We start from the raw sequence: 23575 nt of genomic DNA, 5'->3' as shown, positions 1-23575 counted from the left end.
GCAACGTGTCTGATTGATAAAGAAGCTTTATGAAAGTGTAAGGAAGGGAATTCTTCTATTGATAGGGTAATCAAGACAAAAATAATTTTTAATTTAAGACCCGGTTTTAAATGATTGTTCGAGTAATATTTTAGTAGTCATCATTAAGGCCAGATTTTGGATTAATAAAAAAGAGGGCTCTAAAAGCCCTCTTCAGTCATTTGATTTTTCGATAATTAGATTAGCTCAATCGCGACTGCAGTTGCTTCACCACCACCAATACATAGCGCAGCGATACCACGTTTACCGCCTGTACGTTTCAATGCATGGATTAAGGTCAGGATAATACGAGAACCTGTAGAACCCACTGGATGACCTAGTGCACAAGCACCACCATTAATATTGACTTTTTCAGGATCAAGCTTGAACTCATCCATTGGACACATGGTGACCATGGCAAAGGCTTCATTGATCTCCCAAAGATCTACTTCTTCAGCTGTCCAGCCTGCTTTATCCAGTACTTTCTGAATAGCACCAACAGGAGCAATTGTAAACTCTGATGGATGTTGAGAGTTTGACGCATAGGCAACAATTTTTGCTAATGGGTTTAAACCTTGAGCTGCTGCATTGTCAGCAGAAGTTAGAACCAATGCAGAGGCACCATCAGAAATAGAGCTGGCATTTGCTGCAGTAATGGTACCATCTTTAGCAAAAGCAGGACGTAATGTTGGGATTTTATCAATATTGGCATTGAATGGCTGTTCGTCTTTATCAACCACTACATCACCTTTACGGGTGGAAACAGTGACTGGCACAATTTCATCTGCAAAGTAGCCTTCATTGACCGCAGTTTGTGCACGTTTTAATGAACGGATAGCGAAATCATCCATCTGTTCACGCGTATAACCTTTGGTATTTGCCATATCTTGGGCAAAAGAACCCATTAGGCGACCAGTTTCTGCATCTTCTAAACCGTCCAGGAACATATGGTCTTTAATTTCACCATGGCCCATACGGAAGCCGCCACGTGCTTTAGGTAATACATAGGGCGCATTGGTCATCGATTCCATTCCACCAGCAACTACATAAGTTGCAGAACCGGCCTTGATCATGTCAGCAGCTTGCATCACTGCTTTCATGCCTGAACCACAAAGCTTATTAATAGTTACAGCACCTGTGCTGTCTGGAAGACCAGCCTTACGCATTGCCTGACGGGCAGGACCCTGTTTTAAACCGGCAGGAAGAACACAACCCATAATGACTTCTTCGATGTCTGTTGGTTGTAAACCTGCACGTGCAATGGCTTCTTTGATCGTGACAGCACCTAGTTCAGGCGCAGTCACACCTGATAAGCTGCCTTGGAAGCCACCCATGGCTGTACGTGCACCATTGACAATTACGATGTCAGTCATTGTTGTATCTCCATATGAGTTTTAGTCTTTTATTCTCGACCTAAGCAGTATATTGAAAAAACTGCAAGATTAAAGCCTCAAAAAAATTGAATCATAAACCGGACAGTTTTCTCAGCATGTATTTAGATTCTCTTTACGCAGATGCCCCATTTTGCTAAGTACAATTTTGTAATAATAGGAATGCTGAAAAGAACAGTAGTAAAAGCTGCCATTGGAGCCAATAGGTAAATTGGTTTGAGCCTGATAGTTGATACTTGGGACACTTAAAGCACCTCTCCAATCCAGCTGTCCATATTTAAGCCTTAGATGATCAACATGCAGTACGGTTTCGCCGGCATCAACCTGTCTATTTTTATTTTGATCGACAAATACCAGCCAGGCATTGCTCCACTGATTTGTTTGACAGGTCGATAGATTTAATGTGGGACAAATCACAATATTCTGCCGTAATACTGCCGATTGACTGCGTGCATAGCGATTCACTGCTGTAATCTTCTGATAAATACTGTTAGCTTCTTGTTTTGACTGATATTCTTGAAACAGAGGAACTGCTAGGGTTGTAAGTATTGCAAGAGTGGAAATAACAACAATAAGCTCCACAATTGTGAACGCATTATTTCTTTTTATATACATGGTTTAACCTATTTATATATTATTTTTATTTGAAACATGCTATTAATTAGGCGTTTTTTAATGCTTTTTTTTATTTACCTAGTATTTTTGTACTTGAAATAGGAGAAAGCTGTTAAAATTAGGTAAGAGACAATAAGGTATTCACAATAAAAAATTGAGTAAAAATTTACCGAATTACAACGGAAATTGTAAGTAATTTTGTCAATAATTTACTTGATTAGATTAATCAAGCACTTGGAAAATTTATTCAGTGTTTGTATGATTCCCTGTGAATAGCTTAAAAATAAAACTGGGGTAAAAGAAGCCTATCTCAGGAAAGCCAATTTAGGCTTGAGCTTGAACAACAATTTGTTATCTCTGGAGGATAAATCCATGAAAATGAGTCGTATTGCTTTAGCAATGCTTGTAGCTGCTCCTTTCGCTGCTGCAAACGCAGGCGTAACTGTTACTCCATTACTGGTTGGTTATACTTGGCAAGATACAAAACACAACAACAGCTATGAAGATCATCTATATGGTGAAACTCCTGAGCTTCAAGACGACCTATTCGTAGGTGCTGCGCTTGGTGTTGAACTGACTCCATGGTTAGGCTTTGAAGCTGAATATAACCAAGTGAAAGGTGATATCGAAGACAGCGAAGCTTCTTACGGTGAGTATAAGCAAACTCAAATCAATGGTAACTTCTACGTTACTTCTGATCTGATCACTAAAAACTATGACAGCAAAATCAAACCATACGTACTTTTAGGTGCTGGTCACTACAAGTATGAATATGATTTAGATGGTGATGCGCGTCTTAAAGATGACGAAGGTACTTTAGGTAATGCTGGTCTAGGTGCTTTCTGGCGTTTAAACGATGCTCTGTCTCTACGTACAGAAGCTCGTGCAACTTATAACATTGACGAAGATTTCTGGAACTACACAGCGCTTGCTGGTTTAAACGTAGTTCTTGGTGGCCACTTGAAACCTGCTGCGCCAGTCGTAGAAGTTGCTCCAGTTGAACCAGTTGCTCCAGTTGCTCCAGCTCCACAAGAGTTGACTGAAGACCTGAACATGGAACTTCGTGTATTCTTTGATACAAACAAATCTAACATCAAAGATCAGTACAAACCAGAAATCGCGAAAGTTGCTGAAAAATTGGTTGAATATCCAAACGCAACTGCTCGTATCGAAGGTCACACTGACAACACTGGTCCACGTGCACTGAACGAACGTTTATCTCTTGCTCGTGCTAACTCTGTGAAATCTTCACTAGTTAACGAATACAACGTTGATGCTTCTCGTTTGTCTACTCAAGGTTTCGCTTGGGATCAACCGATTGCTGACAACAACACTAAAGAAGGTCGTGCTATGAACCGTCGTGTATTCGCGACTATTTCTGGTAGCCGTACTGTACTAGCTGAACAACCAGCTGCTCAATAATTCATTATTGAACACTGATTAAAAAAAGCGACTCTCTTATGAGTCGCTTTTTTTATTGCCCTGATTTGACTACACTGCATAGCCCTAAACCTGTTTTTGAGTCTGAGCATGAGTGTGGAACTTCCTGAAGATTTACAAAATCTGGAGGCCAATAGTGGCCTCTATGCGATCTGGATGATTTTTCATCACTATGGTATAGATCTGCATATTCCGGATCTGGTACAGCTCACACACCATGATCCTGAAATGGGAACCTCCAGTATTGCGCTTGCAGTTGCTTTAAAAACACTGGGTTTGGATGTTCATTTTTATACTGAACATGACCCAGATAAACAGCCAATTGAAATTGAGTTCTATCAACAAGCATCTCGTTTACAAATCCCGGTTATAGAACAGCCATTGTCTTATGCAGACATTCAGGAAAATGTAGAAGCTGGTCGTTTTGTGATTGTGTTCTATGACACCCTGGAGGGCGTAGGGAATCATTCTTTGGTGTACGAAATCAATAAAAGTGAAATCAGCTTCTTTGACAGTTTTGAGTCCATGCGGAAAGAAGTGTTTGAACAGCAGCGTCGGGTAGAGGGGATTTGTCAGCAAACTATCGTCATTGACGATCGAAATTTTGTTATGCGCCACAGTTAATACAATAAAAAAGCAGCCATTCAGGCTGCTTTTTCAGATCGAAAATTATTCATGATCTATTTTCATCGGCTGAACATCCATCTCTTTATAAGAAATGAGTTTGGTGTTGTGTTTCCACTTATAACCTAACCAGATTGCCAAGAATAAGAAAATACCAATGTAAGTAGAAAGTACTGCAAGCCATTCACCACTCAGTACTGCTTGATAGTTTTGCCCCAGGACCACAATCGCACATAGCACAAAAGCAAACCATGGTGCAAATGGGAAGAACTTGGCACGATACGCCAGATCCTCAAGTTTATAACCTTGAGCCAGATATCCTTTACGGAAGCGGTAATGAGATATTGCAATACCCAACCATACAATAAATCCACACATACCAGACATATTGAGTAGCCAGTTAAATACTTCCTGTTCACCAATAAATGTTGTCAGAAAACATAAGGCTGCGATTGCAGTGGTGGCATATAGTGCATTCATTGGCACACCGCGCGCATCCAGACGACCAAACAATTTTGGTGCACTGCCTTTACGTGCCATATCAAACAGCATACGGGTAGAGGAGTACATGCCCGAGTTACCTGCAGACAGAATTGCAGTCAAAATCACCGCATTCATCACACTGGCAGCAAAGGCGAAACCAGCTTGTTCATATAGCAAAGTGAAAGGCGAAAGCGCAATATCTTCACTAGACGCTGCCTGTAAAAGACGTGGGTCATCATAAGCAATCAGGGTGCCGATAATGAAGATACACACAATATAGAATAACAGGATACGCCAGAAAATTTGCTTGATTGCTACTGGAATGGTTTTCTGCGGATCTTTAGATTCACCTGCAGCGACACCGACCATTTCAGTTCCCTGGAAGGAGAATCCGGCAATCATCGCCACCCCGATCAGGGCAGATAAGCCACCCACAAATGGTGCTTCACCTTTGGTCCAGTTGGCAAATGTAGCAACCTCAGGAGTTAACATGATTTTTGCAATCATGAAGATACCAATGATGATAAACGCAATAATCGCCAGCACTTTGATTAAGGAGAAGAAAAATTCAGATTCACCAAAGCCTTTTACCGTCAGTGCATTAATCCCGAAGACCACCGCCAGGAACAGGGCACTCCAGTAAAAACCAGGAATGTCTGGAAACCAGAATTTCATGATGAACTGGACTGCGACCAGCTCAAAGGCTACGGTGATTGCCCAGTTATACCAGTAGTTCCAGCCTAAAGCGAAACCAAAACCGCCTTCGACATATTTAGTACCGTAAGTAAAGAAAGCACCTGAAGTCGGATTATGGGTTGCAAGCTCCCCCAAGCTGGTCATCAGGAAGTAAATCATGACACCAATGAGCGCATACGCAAGTAATGCACCACCTGGTCCGGCATTGGCAATAGTTGCACCTGAAGCCAGGAACAAACCTGTACCAATTGATCCACCGATGGCGATCATATTCAGATGACGAGCACTTAGCTTACGCTGCAGCTGTGTGCTGTGTTGAGTTTCGCTCATCATGATTCCTTAACATTTTTTTGAGTGCTGGCGAAAAGCACTTTGAAGCCTTGTTGATCAGTTTTGACGGTGCACTGGCCAAAGCTTTGCTCAATTAAAATCGGGTAATTTAAGAAGCGGTTCGCCACAATCCATAATTCACCACCAGACTTGAGATGACGACGTGAAGTCTTGCACAGATTTTCACTGGCATCATAGTTGGTCTGAATACCCTGATGGAAGGGTGGATTACTGACGATAGCGTGCAAAAATAATGGTGCATCTTCAATCCCGCTCACTGCCTTAATTTCAAGCTGCTCAGGCTCAAGCTGATTTTTCTCAAAAGTCATTTTGGTAGAGGCTAATGCAAAAGCATCTACATCTAAGGCAAAGATACGATTGTTCGGATTGAGCTTGGCAAGATAGGCACTAATGACGCCGGCACCACAGCCAAAGTCGGCAATTTTACCTGAAGTCACTTCAGACAGGTAGGGCAGGAAAACCGCTGTACCGACATCCAGATGATTCTGGCTAAATACACCAGGGAGTGCACAGATTTGTAAATCACCTTTGGGAGTAGAGACGCTATAGGTTTGTGCCCAGTCAGCTAATGCCTTTTTCTCGACGTTGCAGTCTAGTGTCAATTGCCATAATTGGCAATGTCGTGCGCTATCGAGTTTGAGGCTTTTACCATAGGGTTGCAGCTGTTTTGCCGCGCGTTCCACGCCACCTTTTTTCTCACCTACCAAAAATACCTGGCTGCCTTGTTTTAGGTAAACCGCTACATTGTGAATCAGGTAATTAAGTAATTCTCTGGATTTTGGAACAAAGATTACAGCCTGATCAAATTCACCTTCAGGAAATTCTGCACCAAAATGTACATTAGCTTGCTGGGCCTGAAAATACAGGTAGTCATTATAATTCCATGTCCACACTGCAGCCTGAATGGATTGATCAAATTCAGCCAGCAGATGATCCGTTGGAGGATTAATCAGCAGTACACGACCCGACAAATAATCATATTGTCTTAATAAAACTTCGCTTTTAGCATCCATAGGAATCTCTCCAATAGAAAAACACTGTCCAAGTTCAACTCAGACAGTGTTTTCTGGACATGAACTTACTTCTTTGTTTCAGGAAGTACAATATTTAGAATCAAGGCCGCAATACCGCCGGTCGCAACACCAGAACTAAAGATATTACGGAATAATTCAGGAAGATGTTCCAGAATCTGTGGAACCTGTGCCACACCCAAGCCTAATGCAAGAGAAATTGCGATGATCAGTAGAGCACGACGGTCTAGGTGAATACCAGACAGAATGTTAATACCAGAGGCAGCGACTGCACCAAACATCACCATCACTGCGCCACCAAGAACAGCTTGAGGAACCGCCTGAATCACGCCAGCCACGGCTGGAAGTAAACCCAGAATGACTAAAAGTGCTGCAATCCAGATGCCGACATAACGGCTCGCTACACCAGTCAATTGAATCACACCGTTATTTTGTGCAAATACAGAACTTGGGAATGTATTGAATAAACCCGCAAGTAAAGAGTTTGCACCATTCACTAATACGCCACCTTTAATACGCTTCATCCAGGTCGGGCCATCGACTGGCTGGTTAGAGAGTTTAGATGTTGCAGTAATGTCACCAATCGCTTCTAGTGAAGTCACCAAATAAATAAACGCCATTGGAATGAATAAGCTCCAAGAGAAGCTTAATCCAAAATGCATTGGTGTCGGGATCTGAACCAGTGGGGCATCTTTTAAGCCTTCAAAGTTCAGGTGACCCATAAAGCCAGCAAGAATATAACCTACAACCAGTGCGATCAGAATTGCCGAACTTTTTACCCAGGTAATGCGCACACGATTCAGTAAAATAATCAGTGCCAGAACTGTACATGACATGATTAGGTTATCAGCATTAGCAAAGGTTTTATCATTCATGGCCTGATAACCACCACCCATGCTGATTAGGCCTTCTTTAATTAAAGTCAGACCAATCAGTAAAACTACAATCCCTGTTACTAAAGGTGTGATCAGCTTTTTAATCCATGGCAGGATTTGCGATACGCCCATTTCAATAAATGAACCTGCAATCACCACGCCAAAGATCGAAGCCATGACAGCTTCTACGGGTGTACCGGCAGCAACCATCGCCGAACCAATACCAATAATTGGACCAATAAAGTTAAAACTGGTGCCTTGAACAATCAGCAAACCTGCACCAAATGGGCCAACTTTTTTGGATTGTAAAAAAGTCGCGATCCCTGAAATTACCAATGACATGGATAAAATCATGTTGGTATCTTCTTTAGAGACACCAAGTGCCAGACAGATCAGCAGGCCAGGAGTCACAATTGGGACAATAATGGCCAGTAAATGCTGGAACGCTGCTAGAAATGCGATAAATGGTTTAGGGCGATCTTCAAGGCCGTACACGAGGTCAAGTTGATCTTTGGAAGAAGGAGATTGATTAAAATCAGACATGTGTCAATGCAAATTAAGGCTGGGTGGCGCTATTCTAATCGAGTTACACGTCATTACAAAAGGCATTGGAAAAAAAATTGACGAAGTCAACAAACTGTCACTGTCAAAAGTTTGTATTTTTCTGTATAATTTGCCCTCAAATTTAATACGTATCGAATTTACATGTCAGATATTAAAACTCTCCGTAACATCGCCATTATTGCGCACGTCGATCATGGTAAAACCACTCTTGTAGACAAACTTTTGCAACAATCAGGTGCTCTCGGTGATCGCGCGGGTGAGATCGAGCGTGTCATGGATTCTGGCGCTATTGAAAGTGAACGTGGTATTACCATTCTTGCAAAAAACACTGCAATCAAATGGACTGATGCACGTACTAACACAGAATATCGCATTAACATCGTGGACACCCCGGGACACGCCGACTTCGGTGGTGAAGTTGAACGTGTTCTTTCGATGGTGGACTGCGTATTGCTTCTTGTAGACTCACAAGAAGGTCCAATGCCACAAACTCGTTTCGTAACGCAAAAAGCGTTCGCACGTGGTTTAAAACCAATTGTCATTATCAACAAAGTCGACAAGCCAAGCGCACGTCCTGACTGGGTAATTGACCAAGTATTCGATTTATTCGATAACTTAGGCGGTACTGACGAACAGTTAGACTTCCCGGTTGTATATGCATCTGGTCTTCGTGGTGTAGCGGGTCCTTCTCCTGAAGAACTTGCTGACGACATGACGCCGTTGTTCCAAACAATCGTAGACATTGTTGAACCACCAGCAGTTGACGTTGATGGTCCATTCCAAATGCAAGTGTCTTCACTTGACTATAACAGCTTCGTAGGTGTAATCGGTGTTGGTCGTATCCAACGCGGTTCAGTGAAATTAAACACGCCTGTGACTGTGATCGACAAAGAAGGTAACACTCGTAACGGCCGTATCTTGAAAATCATGGGTTACCATGGTTTAGAGCGTGTTGATGTTGAATCTGCTCAAGCAGGCGACATCGTTTGTATCACTGGTATTGATGCACTAAACATTTCTGACACAATCTGTGATCCGAAAGCAGTTGAAGCGCTTCCACCATTGTCTGTAGATGAACCTACAGTATCGATGACATTCCAGGTAAACAACTCACCGTTTGCTGGTAAAGAAGGTAAATTTGTAACTTCACGTAATATCCGTGAACGTCTTGACCGCGAATTGATCCACAACGTAGCACTTCGTGTTGAAGACACTGACAGTCCAGACCGTTTCAAAGTATCTGGTCGTGGTGAGCTTCACCTTTCAGTTTTAATTGAAAACATGCGTCGTGAAGGCTTCGAAATGGGCGTGTCTCGTCCACAAGTCATCATCAAAGAAATTGATGGTGAAAAACAAGAGCCATATGAAAACGTAACGTTTGACGTTGAAGAACAGCACCAAGGCGCTGTAATGGAGCAAATGGGTCACCGTAAAGGCGAAATGACCAATATGGAAGTTGACGGTAAAGGCCGTATCCGTATTGAAGCAACTGTACCTTCACGTGGCTTGATCGGTTTCCGTTCAGAATTCCTGACCATGACTTCTGGTACGGGTATCATGACGTCTAGCTTCTCGCATTATGGTCCAATGAAACAAGGTACTGTTGCGAAACGTCAAAATGGTGTACTGATTTCTATGGTTCAAGGTACTTGCCTGGGCTATGCATTGTTTACGCTGCAAGACCGTGGTCGTCTATTCGCTAAACCACAGTTAGAAGTTTATGAAGGCATGATCGTGGGTATTAACTCACGTTCTGATGACATGGTTGTTAACCCAACTAAAGCAAAACAGTTAACCAACGTACGTGCCTCTGGTACTGATGATGCGTTAACACTTGTTCCTGCAATTGAATACACGCTAGAACAAGCGCTTGAATTCATTGAAGATGACGAGCTTGTTGAAGTAACACCGAAGTCAATCCGTATCCGTAAGCGTTACCTGACTGAAAACGAACGTAAGCGTAACCGTGCTAAATAAGTTCGATTACTAATAGTTTAAAAAACCGCTGACATTGTTCAGCGGTTTTTTTATATATCTAGATAAGGTTGGACAAGATTACATAAACCTGATCAATTAGGCTTAAATAGAAATATCTAACTCCTGTATAATCTATCGCAAAATTGAAAATTGTATAAGAAACAGGTGACTTTATGAGCATTATTCAAGAATTTAAAGAATTTGCGGTGAAAGGCAATGTCATGGATCTCGCAGTGGGTGTGATCATTGGCGGTGCTTTCGGTAAAATTATCGATTCTATGGTGAAAGACATTATCATGCCTGTCGTGAGCTGGATCTTGGGTGGTGATGTTGATTACTCTAACTGGTTTGTGGTGTTAGGTGATAATCCAAATAATGTGACCAATTTGGCTGCTGCACAGGCAGCGGGTCTGAATGTTCTTGCTTATGGTAATTTCCTGACGATTTTAATTAACTTCCTGTTATTGGCATGGGTCGTATTCTGGTTAGTAAAACTAATGAACAAACTGCGTCGTAAACAAGAGGTAGACCCAGAGCCAGCAGCAACACCGGAAGATGTTGCATTATTACGTGAAATTCGTGATGAATTAAAAAAACGACCTGAAGTCTAAGCTTTCTAGATCAAAAAACGGCGCTTCTCGCGCCGTTTTTTATTTCTTAACCTCTCCCTAAAAGAAGAGGGGAAGTCCCCCTTTACTTATAGAGGGATTTAGGGGGATTAAAAATCCATTCGGAACTTAATTTCTAGCAAATGAAAACCAAACTGACTTTTGACTGGACCATGTAGAACATGTTCCGCAGCAGTAAAGACCAGTTTGTCAATCACTGGAACGAGTTGGCCTTTTTTTACTTCACCGAGTTCACCACCACGTTTGGCAGAGTTACAGGTCGAATATTGTTTGGCAATTTTGGAAAAATCTGCACCTGCCAGAATCTTCTTTTTAAGCTGTTCCGCAGTATCTTTATCCTTCACCAGAATATGACGGACAATCGCAGTCTTCATGATTTCTTACCTCGTACAGCAGCCACACGCTTGGATGAAAGCTTTACCTTTTTCAGCGGCTGGCATTCAGGACAATAGACGGATGCACGCTGGCCGAGCTTGATATTTTCTAGTGTCGTTTCGCAGTTCACGCACATTTCTCCTGCACGGCCATAAGCCAACAGCGTCTGCTGGAAATAACCATTTTCTCCCATAGCATTGGTGTAGTCGCGTAAGGTAGAACCACCTAAGTCAATCGCCTGTTTTAAAATACGCTTGATCTCAACCACCAGTTTTTCAATCTGTTCGAAACTCAAACTTGAGGCTGGCTGGGCTGGATGAATACCCATATTGAACAGGCTTTCAGTTGCATAGATATTGCCTACGCCGACCACGAAATGGTTATCCATAATTGCAACTTTGGTGCCAACGTTTTTATTTTTTAGTTTTTCAAATAGATATTCGGCATTAAAAGCATCGCTTAATGGCTCCGGCCCAAGCGTATCAATCAGCTTGCTTTGTGATTGAGTGTCTAACCAGAGAATACAGCCGAAACGGCGCGGGTCATGGTAACGCAGCTGAATCTCTTCAAACTGAATAATCAGATGATCATGCTTGCGCAATTCTTCATTGGCTTCACACAAGCGAAAGCTACCTGACATGCCTAAATGCCATAGCATCGTATCCTGTTCAAATTGCGCCAGAATATATTTGGAACGACGTGTCAGTTGAATCAGGCGCTGTCCTTGCAGACGAGCAATATCCTCAGGAATCGGCCAGCGTAAGCTTGACTGACGCACCTCCACGTATAGAACTTTCTGATCAAGGAGAGGCAGGAGACTGGTTTTGGTGGTTTCAACTTCTGGTAATTCAGGCATAACATTTAGCAGCTAATATCATGACGCTAATATTGGGCGTTTTATAGTTGAATGCAAGTCCTGTTTAAAAGAGAACTGAAAATTGAAGATGGAAATTTATTTTAACAATTGTTTAAAAAATAAACTTTAATATCAGGTGTATTTTTACTGTTAGGTTTAAAGAGAAACGGATTTTAGATCTTATTAAGTAATTAAATACCTGAAAAATATACATTATATAAATTAAATTTTATATAAAATATTATCTCTTATAACTTAAAGTTTTACCAATAATAAAAAAAATGCTGTGTATTTAAGTGAAAAGTTATGTAACGTTCTGTATCAAGTCATACAGGGCAAGTCTCAGGTTGCCTTTACTCTCTCCGTATGTTTAGGTTTTATATGAAAAAGTTAAGTCTAGCTTTACTGCCATTCATGGTAGCCATGACTTCAGCTCAAGCTGAATCTGCATTTGATCCTCAGGGGCAGTACCTGTTCGGGGACTGGGATGGAAAGCGTACAGAACTTGCCCAGCAAGGTATCAAGTTTGAGGCAAATATACTGACAGATACGGCTTATCTTGCAGAGGGTGGCCGTAATGAAGGAGCAGATCCATTAACTTCTGCACAGTTATGGTTAGGCACCCAGTTAGATATGGAAAAACTGGCAGGCTGGGATGGTGTAACTGTTCGTGTAGTCGCTACCGCACGTCAAGGCCAAAGTACTTCAGTGCGTGATTTACAAGGAAATGCTCCTCACATGGCCAATGTTCAAGGTACTTTTGGTCGTGGTAACCAGGACAGTCGTTTAAGCGAACTGTCAATTGAGAAGACCTTCAAAGATCAAGGATTGAGTATTAAAGCAGGTCGTTTAGGTCTGGGTATGGACTTTAATGTCATGGCTTGTGATTTTGCCAGTACAGCATTCTGCGCTGCACAGATGGGTAAATGGCAGGGTAATATCTGGATGAATACCCCAGTATCTCAATGGGGAGCACGCGTTAAACAACGGTTAAATCCTGAAGTTGCAGTTCAAGTAGGAGTTTATGAATTTAACCCGGACAATGGTAATGGCAAGGCTGAAGGTCAAGGCTGGAGTCTGAATACCGATCATGCGGATGGCGTAACCATTCCGGCAGAGGTGGTCTGGACTCCAAAATCTTTTGTGAACGGTTTACCGGGTAGCTACCGTATTGGTGGTATGTATAACACGGCTGATGATATTGCTAACCAAAAAGACATCGCAACAGGTGAAGGAAAAAATCGTACCTTTGCAGGCTGGTTAGCTATAGAGCAACAGTTAACATCGACAGGTAGTGGCCGTCAGGGTTTACATTCATTTGCTAATTTTACCTGGCATGACCGCGATACTAACAAAGTAGATAATTCACAACAAATTGGTGTGAAATATATCGGTCTTGTGGACAGCCAGCCGAACGACATTTTAGGTCTGGCGGTCAACCGTGTGCATGTGAATGACCGTTTTGCAGATTCACGTCCATCATTTGATGCTAGCGCTGAATACAATATCGAACTCAACTACAGCTATAACGCAACAAAGTGGTTAATGCTACGTCCAAACCTGCAATATGTAATAAATCCAGGGTCTAGCAATCAAGTAGACAATGCATTAGTACTAGGGTTAACTACACGAGTGATCTTCTAAAGTTGGATTGTTCACGCTATAACTAAACAGGCTCTTGGGAGCTTGTTTTTATTTCTAGAGTGAAACTGTGCAATAAAAAGAGGAAATACAGCGTGGCATTACTATTTCAACCTATTCAATTTGGATCACTGCAACTTCAAAATAAAATCGTAATTGCGCCGATGTGTCAGTACTCTGCAACAGAGCAGGGGGAAATTACCTATTGGCACGAACAGCAATGGGCTAACTATGCCTTATCAGGTGCAGGTTTATGTATTGTCGAAGCGACTGCGGTACAGCCAGAAGGCCGGATCAGTTATGCCGATTTGGGCTTGTGGAATGATAGCCAGACAGCACAGATCAAGACCTTACTGGAGAAGGTACGATCTCTTTCGCCAATGCCTTTTGCGATTCAGCTGGCACATGCTGGGCGTAAAGCCTCCACAGATAAACCCTGGGAAGGCAAGGGGCAAATTGCACCAGATCAGCCTTTAGGCTGGCAGACTGTCTCTGCCAGTGATATTCCCTTTCAAGCACATGAGCACCCACCAAAAGCCTTAAATCTTGAGGAAATCCAGCAAGTAATTCAGGACTTTGCCACCAGTGCCAAGCGTGCTGTCGAAGCAGGATTTGAGCTGATTGAGCTTCATGCTGCGCATGGCTATTTGCTGCATCAGTTTATGTCACCTCTGTCGAATCAGCGCCAGGATCAATATGGCGGTTCATTTGAAAACCGAATTCGTCTGACTTTAGAGGTCTTTAAAGCGATGAAAGCTGCGGTTCCTGAAGGCTATCCGATTGGCGTGCGTATTTCCGCTACCGACTGGATGAAAGAGGTTGAAAGCTGGAACATTGAGGCTGCTGTTGAACTTTCTAAAGCGCTGGAAGCATCGGGTGCTGTCTATATCCACGTTTCGAGTGCAGGTTTACATGTAGACCAGAAAATTGATGTGCATCCGAATTATCAGGTTCCTTTTGCGGAAGCGATTAAAAAGGCGGTCAATATTCCAGTGATTGCGGTCGGTTTGATTACGGAAGCAATGCAGGCAGAAGGAATTCTACAATATGGACAGGCAGATGCTATCGCGCTTGCGCGTGGCATTTTGTATGATCCACGCTGGCCATGGCATGCAGCTGCGACACTCGGTGAAACCGTAGAGGTGACGCCTCAGTATTTGCGTTGCCAGCCACACGGTTTGCGTGATCTGCTTAAGCCTTTCTCCTCAGCGGACAAATAAAACTGCTTGTTGAATGAGTGGAAGTTAATCGTTCAGGGATGAACATATTAAGGAACAATGCAGTAAAACTGCAGAAAATTAATGTTATTCACTATTCTATTTCCAATTTGTGCCGTCGTGTTTTTAGGTTATATCGCTGCACGAACCCAATTTATCACCCCCTCGCTGATTACGGCGATGAGTCAGTTTGTAATGAAGATTTCCTTGCCAGCTTTTCTGTTACAAGCCTTGGCAAGTAAACATCTCAGCGATATCTGGAGTCCACAGTATTTTATTGCCTATGCAGGCGGTTCTTTGCTGCTCTACGGCGTAGTATTTTTCTGCTGCCGCTATTTCTTCAAGGCTTCTCTCACTGAGTCCGGTGTGCTGGCCATGGGGGGGGCCATGTCCAATACCGGGTTTATCGGCACGGCGATACTGACTTTATTGATTGGTTCACATTCAGCAATTTATCTTTCATTGACTCTTATTGTAGAAAATCTGCTGATCGTGACCTTGATGCTGATTCTGGCTGAACGGGGTCTGCAAGCCCCCGGTACAGCTGGTAAAAGTATATTGACTGGAACATTGCTACGGATCTTGAAAAATCCGGTGATTCTTTCGATTATGCTGGGTATTTTGTGCATAGTTCTAGATATTCAACTACCAGAATTACTTAGCTCTACCTTAAAAATGTTAGGGCAAACCGCATCGCCACTGGCCTTATTTGTGATTGGTGGTAGCCTGATTGGCATGAATCTCAGCTCACTGACGGCCTTTAGCTGGTTCCTGACAGCCATAAAAGTCATCGTCATGCCATTGCTGATTTTCAGTTTATTATCGGCTTTCGATGTCAGTCGTGAGATGCTTTTTATCGGCACATTGCTGGCGGCATTGCCAATGCCAATCGCTTTTGGGATTTTTGCCCAGCATTATGGGGTACAGGACAAAGCTTTACCGCCATTGGTACTCAGTACCTTAATGGGATTTATTGTGGTGGCAGTCATCCTGACTCAGTCTGGTTATTATCTCAGTTAAACATTCCAATAAAAAAGCCCCGAATCAGGGGCTTTTTATAGCTTAGGTTAGCTTTTCTTTTGCGCCGTTGGTTGAGCTGGTTTCTTGCTTTGTTCAGCAATCATTTTCTCTACTGCCGCCAGAGACTCTTTGGCTTGTGGAATATTTTCCTGAGCCAAGGCACTAAAGATTTTCTTCGCTTCAGGCAGGTTTTGCGGCACGATATTACCATTGGCAAACATGTTAGCGACTGCCATCAGGGCAGGGATATAGCCTTTCTTGGCAAGCTCCTGAATCGAGCTTAAACCTTGCTGAATCGGTTTTTCATCTTTATTTTTAAAGCCCAGGCTGATGTCATACAGGGCTTTGGCATGAATTGCCTGGAAATTATCTTTTTTAATCAGTGGTTGAAGTTTTTTCAGTGCTTGCTGATCAGAAGCAGGTTTTCCTTCAGCAAAAAGTAACACTGCCAGATCCACAGTAGCATCATCAAAACCGGCACTGGATGCACGTTCCAGATATTGTTTGGCTTTGTTCAGATCCTGTTTCAGCCCCATTGTACCGCCTGCATAATTTTTACCGAGGACATAGTTGGCAACCGGGTAGCCTTTGCTTGCTGACTGTTCATACAGTTGTACCGCTTTTTTCTCATTCTTTGCGGTGCCCTGACCAGTCTGGGTTAAATAGCCTAAGTTATACAGTGCTTGAGCATTTCCTTTCTGTGCTAACTCATTCAGTAAAGTGTGGGCACCTTTAAAGTCATTGGCTTTGACTAGGGCTTCAACCTTGGCAAATTGAGGATCAACTGCTTCAGCTTTGGTATTTGCATTGGCAAGTGCATATTGAGATGAAACTGCGAGCATCGCAGCAAATATTATTTTTTTCATGGTTCCTGGACCTTGTTGTATGCAACACCTGATTCCGTGGTGTTTTTTAAATTATTACAGCTACATCATAAAATGATTTTATACTTTGTAAATATCCTAATTGTCACGAAATACAAATATAATGAAGAGAAGATGAAAACTATCTTTACCACAAAACTTTGAAATTCTATGAATCTCTGATTAAATCCGCGTTTGAGCCATGAAGTAGGGTGAAACAATGTTTATTAAAGGCATTAAACGTGCATATGATCAAATCAGTAAGGATGACAGTATCGCTGATGAGGATAAGTTCGATGCATTACTCATGCGATTGGGTCAAAACTTTTTAGTCAGCAATGAAGACCGTGTATATATTTTTGAGCATGAAGGTAAAACTGCACGCTTCGATGCGAAACATGCACGCGCTTTTCATTTTAAAGATTATGTGATTAAAGACATGAACAAATTGTTCCATGATTTTAATCTTTAAAAAAAATCCTCCATATAGGAGGATTTTTTTTAAAGTGATTTTCTTATTGTGGACGAGCGACATCACCACTGAGTGCTTCAGGCAGGTCGAGTACAGTCAAACCTAATTCAATAAGCGCTTCCGGTTTGGCAACCACGAGTGCTTTAAAGCCGCCGTCAATATTGACACTGTTTACGACTTCTACATCATTATTCAGTTTACTTGCGATAGCTGGTGCTTCAGCTGTACCTTGTACCAGATGCAACCAGTGTTTCGGTTTGGCTTTGAACCATAAACGGGCAATGACTTCCTGACCGAGGTAACACCCCTTGTCATAGTGGATGCCTTCACGCTGATACAGGCGCAGTTCTTGTGGCTGGAATTGTTCTGCGGTTGCTGCCTGAATCCATGCCTGACCTGATTCAATTGCATTCATCTCCCAAGCTTGAATATCCGTTGCTTCAGGACCAAATTCGCTATGGATGCCTGTGACGACTGGATAAGCTAAACCTACTTCTTCTAACTTCATTTTGGAGAAAGCTCCAAACTTGCGGATGTGCTTGGCAAAGTCTTCAGCCTGATCAGCAGTCACAACGATTTCAAAGCTTTCAGCGTTAATTTTTTTCAGCCATAAACCAAATAGAATGCGTCCTTTTAAACTACAGATTGCGGTATAGCGCGTTTGGTTTTCAGCCAAGGCTTCAGTATTTAAAGTCACTTGACCTTGCAGGAATTTTTGCGCATCTACTCCATTCAGCGTAAATAAGGTAAAAGCAGGAGATGTTGCCATGATCAGCCTCAGTTTGAATACTAAAAATCAATCAAGCTATTGTGCAGCAAGCATTATCTCTAGGCAAATAAAAAAGCCCGCAATATCAGATGCAGGCTTTTAATTAAAAGCGAGAGTTAATGATGATGGTCATGTGAACCAGGTAAATCAGCATTACAGTCAAATTTCCCGCCACAGATTCGTACATATTCCATCATGCCCTGATCTTCATGATCGAGAATATGACAATGCTGTACAAAGTCACCTTCGAATTTCTTGTAATGACTTCGAACAATCACTTCATATCCCGGTTTAACAAAGATGGTATCCTTGAATTGTCCTTTTAAACCTCGGTACTGGACATCATCCAGCTCATTGGGCGTGGTTGCAGGTTCCGATATTGCTTCACTTACGTCTTTTTTATCCGGGTTTAAAATTTTAACAATCTGGAACGGATTGACATGGATATGGAAAGGATGTCCCAGATTTGCGCTGGTCAGTACCCATTCATCGACTTTACCTATTTCTAGCTTGCGCACATATTTGCCATTGACCACACTTTCTCCAGTGAAGGTTTCTCCAAAACTATAGATGCCTGGATGATCAGCATAACGATAACCGAATTTACCATTTGGACCAAAAGAGGCATCAAAAGTAGAGCGTTGTTGTGGTCGGTCTTGAATCAGGTTATCTATTTCTCTGGTCATCAATGAGGGATGATCAGTAAAGGCAGACAGATTAAGTTGCGCTAATTGCGCCTGAATCTCCTTGCTTAAGCCGATTTTCTGTGCCTGATCTTTTAAAAACTGAGCAGCAGTTTGCGCCTTCAACTTGGTGGATTTTACATTTACCCAGCCCAGCAGCTGTGCATTTAGCCTGCTATTAGGAGATAACTGTGGGGTGATTTCACCGGAAGTTCTGATATTAATTTCATCATCAATATTTAATCTTGAATCGAAGATGCAGTATTTATTGGTGGAGGGAAAGCTGAGCATGGCATCGTGACGATAACCTGGCTGGAACACGGAAAGGGTACGGGGCTGAGCCTGGCTCATCGTTAATCCGTCTTGGGCAATCGTGTGAACTGGCAGGCTGGTCAGTTGATCGAAAGCAACTTTTGAGGCGGGAATGAGAATATTCCCCTGATAGGAAAGACAGGCATCCACCGTTTGCTTGGCAGTATATTGGCTGGAGCCAGGTAATTCTTTAATGATTAAGCCAATAGTGTCCCGTACCCCTCCATGAATCATACGCCAGCGGTTAAATTCATTTTGATTGACCTGAATTTCGCCTAATACTTTGCCATTAATTGAAGTGTAGTAGTTATTTAGCCCCCAAGAGTTGAAGCTATTCAGACCAGCATAGTTTTCCATCGTGCCTATGCCTGCACCTTTACAATCATTGCTGTTTAAAGATTGGCCTTCAGTGTCAGTACAGTCATATTGAATTTGCTGGAAGATCAGAATTTTTTCATTTGCATCATTATGCTTGGCTTTATCTTTCCATAAAATATCGAGATCACCTGTAGAAGTCACCTTGCCATTTTTCACTTTAGGTACCCGGCTTCCTTCCACAATGAGTGGACCAGCCATCCCACTAGATACCTGAATTGCGGTCGAGCCATGTAAATGGGCATGGTACCAGTAAGTGCCCGCAGGATGATTGGGTTCAATCTTATATTGATAATCAAGATTCGCCTGTGGGGCAATTTTCAGAAAGACATTGTCACTATTTCCCTGAGGGCTGACCCAGAAACCATGTGTATGCAGGTTGGTGGTATTAAAACAATGGGGTTCATTCGGATCGAGAATATTTTCACAGCTTTCAGGTGTTTCATCAGGTAGCTGATTATTTAAATTAATCGACAAGGTTTCACCCTGTTTGACCCGAATCTGTGGACCAACCAGTTCATCCACAATTCCGGTTTCACGTGCTTCCTGCCTGTTCAATAAACTGGCTTTAGTCAAATAACCCCGAACCAGTAATTGATCCCATTGCGATTGCCTCGGGTTATAAATCTTATTGGTCTTATATGCCGCAACCAGTTCGTATTTACCTTTACCACCTTTTTGCAGCAAGGGTGGATTATTAATGAGTGACTCCGATTTACCAGAGGCGGGAGGGAAAGGGGGAGAAGGATGATCCGGTTTAGTGGGGTGGGTAGGAGTAGGTTTAGTCGGATTGTATGGATCGGAGGGCTTTTTCCCTCCAATCCAGCTGGAAGCCAAAACTGCCACTAATACAGTAATGATCCCAATAATGGCGATCTGTAACATGTTATTCACCTTTATTAATTTTTTATGTTGTGTGTTGTTGTTATGAAGTACTTATCGCTTAGATGTACTGAAATGTTTTAAGGGTGAATATCACCAAATTGGGATATACAGATAGATGACAGGAAAAGGTCAAAACTATTCAGATAATAAACTACTAAGAATAAGTATTAAGTTTTTGAATTAATTATGATATTTAAAGTAATTTGCAAGAAATCATCGACTGTAAAAAAAATCTTAAAAAAGTTAGGGATTTTAATCTAGCTCACTTGCTTTACAGGTTTCCAGGTATCAAGCGCATATTGTATTTCCCTCAAAATTAAAAAGAGCTAGAAATAAACTTGGAAAATTTTATTGATGCTATGGTTTATTGTCAGGCTAAGGATCTTGCCAAAGATGGAAAAGAGTCAAAAAAATTATCTATTCAATAGTGCTCTTTCTACCCAAAAAACTCAGATCATTTAAAAACCGTCTTTTGCCTTTAAATGAAAAAATAAAACATACCGTTAATCTTAAATAAGTCTATTTTTTGAGCTATAAGGCTATTCTTATACTAAAGAATAAGAAGGATTTGCCCGGTTTTTTTCTAAAAAATAAGGATTTAAAGCCATTCTTTTAAAGAATATGTATCCATTTATTTCAAAAACGCTGTTTTTTATATATAAGTTTATGAAATATAAGAGATTTGGGAAATGGCTTTTCCACAGTGTACTATGCCTGCAAAACGATGTGAAACATCTACAACAAGTATGCAGTACAGAAGAACGATTCAAGAGGCAGGTAAGCTATGAACAACAACTACCGTAAACCACTGCAAGGTACCCAGCTGGAATATTACGACGTGCGTCAGGCCGTTGAAGATATTCAGCCAGGCGCATATGCCAAACTTCCCTATACCTCCAAAGTGCTGGCAGAGCAGTTGGTACGCCGTTGTGATCCTGCCATTCTGGAACAGTCACTGCGTCAGCTAATTGAGCGTAAACAGGAGCATGATTTCCCGTGGTATCCAGCCCGTGTGGTATGTCATGACATTTTGGGGCAAACGGCACTGGTCGATCTTGCCGGTCTGCGTGATGCGATTGCCGATCAGGGCGGTGATCCCTCCAAAGTCAATCCGGTGGTGCCAACCCAGCTGATTGTCGACCACTCGCTGGCAGTGGAATATGGTGGCTTTGATCCGGATGCATTTGAGAAAAACCGTGCGATTGAAGACCGCCGTAACGAAGACCGTTTCCATTTTATTGAATGGACCAAAACGGCTTTTGAAAATGTTGATGTGATTCCAGCCGGTAACGGCATCATGCACCAGATCAATCTGGAAAAAATGTCACCGGTGATTCAGAACCGTGACGGTGTTGCATTCCCGGACACTTGTGTTGGTACAGACTCGCATACACCACATACCGATGCCTTGGGCGTAATCTCGATTGGTGTCGGTGGTCTGGAAGCTGAGAACGTGATGCTGGGCCGTGCATCTTGGATGCGTCTGCCAGATATTATCGGTGTAGAGTTAGTTGGACAGCGTCAACCGGGCATTACCGCAACAGATATCGTTTTGGCCTTAACTGAATTCCTACGTAAGGAACGTGTTGTGGGTGCGTACTTAGAATTCTTTGGTGAAGGTGCGGACAGCATGTCAGTGGGTGATCGCGCCACAATTTCTAATATGACCCCTGAATATGGTGCAACGGCCGCCATGTTCTATATTGATCAAAACACCATTGATTATCTGACCCTGACTGGTCGTGAATCAGAACAAGTAAAACTGGTTGAAGGCTATGCCAAGGAAATTGGTCTGTGGTCATCGGAAATGACACAAGCTGAATATCCACGTGTATTGCGTTTTGACCTGTCGACTGTGACCCGTAATATTGCTGGTCCATCGAATCCGCATGCGCGTGTTTCAACTGCTGACCTGAAAGAAAAAGGCATTGCCGGGGTAGTAGAAAACCGTACCGATGGCCTGATGCCAGATGGTGCGATCATCATCGCGGCGATCACTTCATGTACCAATACTTCCAACCCACGTAATACTGTTGCAGCAGGTTTATTGGCACGTAAAGCCAATGAGCTTGGTTTAGTGCGTAAGCCATGGGTGAAATCATCTTTTGCACCGGGTTCTAAAGCAGCTGCGCTGTACTTGGAAGAAGCAGGTGTACTTGAAGATCTGGAAAAACTCGGCTTTGGTATCGTGGCTTATGCCTGCACCACCTGTAACGGCATGTCGGGCGCACTCGATCCAAAGATTCAGCAGGAAATTATCGACCGTGACCTGTATGCCACAGCGGTATTGTCCGGTAACCGAAACTTCGATGGCCGTATCCATCCGTATGCAAAACAGGCTTTCTTGGCATCTCCACCGTTAGTCGTGGCTTATGCAATTGCCGGTACGATTCGTTTTGATATCGAAAAAGATGCACTAGGCAACGATAAAGACGGCAACCCGATTTACCTGAAAGACATCTGGCCATTGGATGAAGAAATTGATGCGCTGGTAAAAGAATCAGTGAAGCCAGAGCAATTCAAGAAAGTGTATATTCCAATGTTCGATCTGGGTGAGCGTGAGCAGGCAGCAAGTCCGCTGTATGACTGGCGTCCGCAAAGTACTTATATCCGCCGTCCGCCATACTGGGAAGGGGCATTGGCTGCACCGCGTACTCTGGCAAATATGCGTCCGTTAGCCATCCTTGGCGATAACATCACCACTGATCATTTATCTCCATCGAATGCGATTGTGTTGGATTCGGCAGCGGGTGAATACTTAGCAAAAATGGGTGTGCCCGAGGAAGACTTTAACTCTTATGCGACGCACCGTGGCGATCACCTGACTGCACAGCGTGCAACCCTAGCGAATCCTAAGTTGTATAACGAAATGGTGGTCCGTTCTGATGGCACCATTAAGCAGGGTTCTAAAGCGCGTGTGGAACCAGAAGGCGAAGTGATGCGGATGTGGGAAGCAATTGAAACCTACATGAACCGTAAACAACCTTTGATCGTGATTGCTGGTAAAGACTATGGTCAGGGTTCAAGTCGTGACTGGGCAGCCAAAGGTGTGCGTCTGGCAGGTGTAGAAGCGATTGTGGCTGAAGGTTTTGAGCGTATTCACCGTACCAATCTGGTGGGTATGGGCGTTCTTCCACTTGAGTTTAAGCCGGGTACAGACCGCAAGACTCTAAAGCTGGATGGTACTGAACTGTATAGCGTGATTGGTAATATTGCACCACGTTCGACTTTGACACTTGTGATTGAGCGTGCCACGGAAGATGGTAAGGAACAGACGATTGAAGTACCTGTGACCTGTCGTCTGGATACCGAAGAAGAAGTGTCTGTCTATGAAGCGGGTGGAGTACTACAGCGCTTTGCACAGGATTTCTTGGAAGGGAATGTAAGTTAATTAAAAGTCTTGAAATTTAATA

Annotated in this window: 19 protein-coding genes; 9 read left to right on the top strand and 10 right to left on the bottom strand. The window is 42.8% G+C overall.

The window, feature by feature from the left end; all coding sequences use genetic code 11:
• Positions 1-215 precede the first annotated feature (215 nt).
• Entirely contained in the window at positions 216-1391 is a 1176-nt protein-coding gene (locus BK820_RS11045; protein WP_071320941.1) for a thiolase family protein, read from the bottom strand.
• A 111-nt stretch (positions 1392-1502) separates the two neighbouring features.
• Positions 1503-2024, bottom strand: coding sequence for a GspH/FimT family pseudopilin (locus BK820_RS11040; RefSeq protein WP_004814504.1), 522 nt, complete (start codon positions 2022-2024; stop codon positions 1503-1505).
• A gap of 372 nt (positions 2025-2396) precedes the next feature.
• Between BK820_RS11040 and omp38 the strand changes: the two genes are divergently transcribed.
• Together omp38 and BK820_RS11030 are read left to right on the top strand one after the other, a co-directional pair.
• A complete protein-coding gene (gene omp38 / locus BK820_RS11035; RefSeq protein ID WP_004814506.1) occupies positions 2397-3446 on the top strand; it encodes an outer membrane protein Omp38 in 1050 nt (349 codons plus the stop codon).
• Positions 3447-3554: 108 nt separating this feature from the next.
• On the top strand, positions 3555-4088 hold the full coding sequence (locus BK820_RS11030; RefSeq protein ID WP_004814508.1) for a cysteine peptidase family C39 domain-containing protein: 534 nt from the start codon (positions 3555-3557) through the stop codon (positions 4086-4088).
• A 45-nt stretch (positions 4089-4133) separates the two neighbouring features.
• On the opposite strand, the gene BK820_RS11025 is transcribed toward BK820_RS11030, so the two are convergent.
• From BK820_RS11025 to BK820_RS11015, 3 genes are all read right to left on the bottom strand, one after another.
• A complete protein-coding gene (locus tag BK820_RS11025) occupies positions 4134-5597 on the bottom strand; it encodes an amino acid permease (protein WP_004814510.1) in 1464 nt (487 codons plus the stop codon).
• Complete coding sequence (locus BK820_RS11020; protein ID WP_004814512.1) at positions 5597-6631, bottom strand: methyltransferase; 1035 nt, start codon at positions 6629-6631, stop codon at positions 5597-5599. The genes BK820_RS11025 and BK820_RS11020 overlap by 1 nt, the downstream gene beginning before the upstream one ends.
• A gap of 65 nt (positions 6632-6696) precedes the next feature.
• Positions 6697-8067, bottom strand: a complete 1371-nt coding sequence (locus tag BK820_RS11015; protein ID WP_004814515.1) for a uracil-xanthine permease family protein — start codon at positions 8065-8067, stop codon at positions 6697-6699.
• A gap of 162 nt (positions 8068-8229) precedes the next feature.
• On the opposite strand from BK820_RS11015, the gene typA reads away from it, so the two are divergent.
• Positions 8230-10065, top strand: coding sequence for a translational GTPase TypA (typA, locus tag BK820_RS11010; RefSeq protein ID WP_004891578.1), 1836 nt, complete (start codon positions 8230-8232; stop codon positions 10063-10065).
• Between the two features lie 173 nt (positions 10066-10238).
• Positions 10239-10676 carry a large conductance mechanosensitive channel protein MscL gene (mscL, locus tag BK820_RS11005; RefSeq protein ID WP_071320940.1) on the top strand — a complete coding sequence of 146 codons (438 nt, stop codon included), beginning with the start codon at positions 10239-10241 and terminating at the stop codon, positions 10674-10676.
• 107 nt (positions 10677-10783) lie between these two features.
• Here mscL and BK820_RS11000 read toward each other — a convergent pair whose 3' ends face one another.
• On the bottom strand, positions 10784-11068 hold the full coding sequence (locus BK820_RS11000) for a peptidylprolyl isomerase (protein ID WP_071320939.1): 285 nt from the start codon (positions 11066-11068) through the stop codon (positions 10784-10786).
• Positions 11065-11925 carry a bifunctional DNA-formamidopyrimidine glycosylase/DNA-(apurinic or apyrimidinic site) lyase gene (gene mutM, locus BK820_RS10995; protein WP_071320938.1) on the bottom strand — a complete coding sequence of 287 codons (861 nt, stop codon included), beginning with the start codon at positions 11923-11925 and terminating at the stop codon, positions 11065-11067. Before mutM ends, BK820_RS11000 begins: the two co-directional genes overlap by 4 nt.
• A 381-nt stretch (positions 11926-12306) precedes the next feature.
• On the opposite strand from mutM, the gene BK820_RS10990 reads away from it, so the two are divergent.
• The 3 genes from BK820_RS10990 (at position 12307) to BK820_RS10980 (ending at position 15803) form a co-directional block, all read left to right on the top strand.
• Positions 12307-13569: a carbohydrate porin gene (locus tag BK820_RS10990; RefSeq protein WP_071320937.1), complete on the top strand. Its 1263-nt coding sequence runs from the start codon at positions 12307-12309 to the stop codon at positions 13567-13569.
• A gap of 92 nt (positions 13570-13661) precedes the next feature.
• Positions 13662-14786: an NADH:flavin oxidoreductase/NADH oxidase gene (locus BK820_RS10985; protein ID WP_071320936.1), complete on the top strand. Its 1125-nt coding sequence runs from the start codon at positions 13662-13664 to the stop codon at positions 14784-14786.
• Positions 14787-14867: 81 nt separating this feature from the next.
• Positions 14868-15803, top strand: a complete 936-nt coding sequence (locus tag BK820_RS10980; RefSeq protein WP_071320935.1) for an AEC family transporter — start codon at positions 14868-14870, stop codon at positions 15801-15803.
• A gap of 47 nt (positions 15804-15850) precedes the next feature.
• Here BK820_RS10980 and BK820_RS10975 read toward each other — a convergent pair whose 3' ends face one another.
• Positions 15851-16669: a tetratricopeptide repeat protein gene (locus BK820_RS10975; RefSeq protein ID WP_004891596.1), complete on the bottom strand. Its 819-nt coding sequence runs from the start codon at positions 16667-16669 to the stop codon at positions 15851-15853.
• Between the two features lie 217 nt (positions 16670-16886).
• On the opposite strand from BK820_RS10975, the gene BK820_RS10970 reads away from it, so the two are divergent.
• A complete protein-coding gene (locus BK820_RS10970; RefSeq protein ID WP_004814532.1) occupies positions 16887-17138 on the top strand; it encodes a hypothetical protein in 252 nt (83 codons plus the stop codon).
• Positions 17139-17181: 43 nt separating this feature from the next.
• Here the strand turns inward: BK820_RS10970 and ygfZ are convergent, their stop codons facing one another.
• Together ygfZ and BK820_RS10960 are read right to left on the bottom strand one after the other, a co-directional pair.
• Positions 17182-17907, bottom strand: coding sequence for a CAF17-like 4Fe-4S cluster assembly/insertion protein YgfZ (ygfZ, locus tag BK820_RS10965; RefSeq protein ID WP_005223133.1), 726 nt, complete (start codon positions 17905-17907; stop codon positions 17182-17184).
• Positions 17908-18023: 116 nt separating this feature from the next.
• On the bottom strand, positions 18024-20162 hold the full coding sequence (locus BK820_RS10960) for a multicopper oxidase family protein (RefSeq protein ID WP_071320934.1): 2139 nt from the start codon (positions 20160-20162) through the stop codon (positions 18024-18026).
• A 784-nt stretch (positions 20163-20946) separates the two neighbouring features.
• Between BK820_RS10960 and acnD the strand changes: the two genes are divergently transcribed.
• Positions 20947-23553: a Fe/S-dependent 2-methylisocitrate dehydratase AcnD gene (gene acnD, locus BK820_RS10955; RefSeq protein ID WP_071320933.1), complete on the top strand. Its 2607-nt coding sequence runs from the start codon at positions 20947-20949 to the stop codon at positions 23551-23553.
• Positions 23554-23575 lie beyond the last annotated feature (22 nt).

Origin of the sequence: Acinetobacter sp. LCT-H3 (assembly GCF_001866125.1) — a bacterium.
GTDB classification, from domain to species: domain Bacteria; phylum Pseudomonadota; class Gammaproteobacteria; order Pseudomonadales; family Moraxellaceae; genus Acinetobacter; species Acinetobacter schindleri.
Note: the sequence above shows the minus strand (reverse complement) of the source record. Positions and strands in the feature narration are given on the sequence as shown.